We start from the raw sequence: 1331 nt of genomic DNA, 5'->3' as shown, positions 1-1331 counted from the left end.
CGGGCGACCGGGCGGGCGGCGCGGATCGATTTCACCGCCTGACATTGGCGGGACTTTATCGGGAGACGGGATATGGACGGGACGCCGCGATGGGCCTTGCCCTTTTTGTTCGCCGGGCAGGCGCAGAAGGAAATGTTCCACAATGAGGCGCTGGTGCGGATCGACGCGCTGGTCCACGGGGTCGCGCAGAGCGCGGACCTGGCCAGCCCGCCGGTTGCGCCGGAGATCGGCCAATGCTGGATCGTCGCTGAGGAGGCGACGGGGGCGTGGGACGGGAATGACGGGGCGGTGGCGTTATGGACCGACGGCGGATGGCGATTTATCGCTCCGCAGGCGGGATTGCGGCTGTTGGTTGTGGATCGCGATCATGCACTGCAGCATGATGGCAGTGCTTGGCGGGGTGCTGCCGAGCGGGGCGACGGGCTGTATATCGACGAGCTGAAAGTCGTCGGAACGCGGCAGCCGGGAATCGCAGCCCCGACCGGGGGCGAAACGATCGACGCGCAGGCGCGTAATAGCATCGCCCTGATGCTGACTGCTTTGCGGGCACATGGCCTCATTCATTCGTAATTCTGTAACAATCCCATTTTTTTGTTGGGATGTTTACCTTTTAGCATTAGGGGGAGGTTAAATAGCCTGAACCGTCCACGAACAGCGTGCTACTGCGCTATTTTTGCAACGGTTTCTCTATTTGTGGACTTGCCATGAAACCTTCTTCCCGATACAGGGTTTCAGCAGTCCTTCGTGACACTTTTGAAAGGGGAATTCAGATGCGGAAGCTTGCCCTCGCGGCTGCTCTTGCTACCACTGCCTTGGCCACCCCGGCTATGGCACGTGACGACAGCTGGTACATTGGCGTAGACGCCGGTGTGCTCCTGGTCGAAGACCAGAACATGACCTTCTCGGCCGTCCCTCCCGGCGGTTCGGTCGTTCCTTCGATCGACTACCATAAGGGTTATGACGTCGACGCCAACATCGGCTACGACTTTGGTGGTTTCCGCCTGGAGGCCGAAGCGGCCTACAAGCGCGCCAAGATCGATTTCGATCGTACCGACGGCGGCTTCGGCGGCGCAGCTTCGGCTCTGTCGTTCATGCTGAACGGCTTGCTGGACTTCGGTCCCGATGACGGCCTGCAGGGCTTTGTCGGCGGTGGTGTTGGCGTTTCGCGCGCCAAGATCGCTTCGGACATCGTCAACGACAGCGACACCGGTTTTGCATGGCAGGCTCTGGCCGGCGTGCGTTACCCCGTCACCAACAATGTCGACGTTTCGCTCAAGTATCGTTTCTTCAACCAGGACGATATCAAGCTGATCCCGGCTTATCAGAGCATC

2 protein-coding genes are annotated in these 1331 nt (G+C 60.3%); both read left to right on the top strand.

From position 1 onward, the window contains the following. Positions 1-72 precede the first annotated feature (72 nt). Positions 73-570 (top strand): DUF2793 domain-containing protein, encoded by a 498-nt coding sequence (locus IL54_RS01965; RefSeq protein ID WP_037472664.1) that lies wholly within the window; start codon positions 73-75, stop codon positions 568-570. Between the two features lie 200 nt (positions 571-770). Beyond that, positions 771-1331, top strand: a 561-nt coding sequence (locus IL54_RS01960; RefSeq protein WP_037472665.1) for an outer membrane protein, incomplete at its 3' end; no start/stop codon positions are given.

This window comes from Sphingobium sp. ba1 (genome assembly GCF_000743655.1).
Taxonomy (GTDB): Bacteria; Pseudomonadota; Alphaproteobacteria; order Sphingomonadales; family Sphingomonadaceae; genus Sphingobium.
This window is presented reverse-complemented; position numbering and strand designations above follow the sequence as displayed.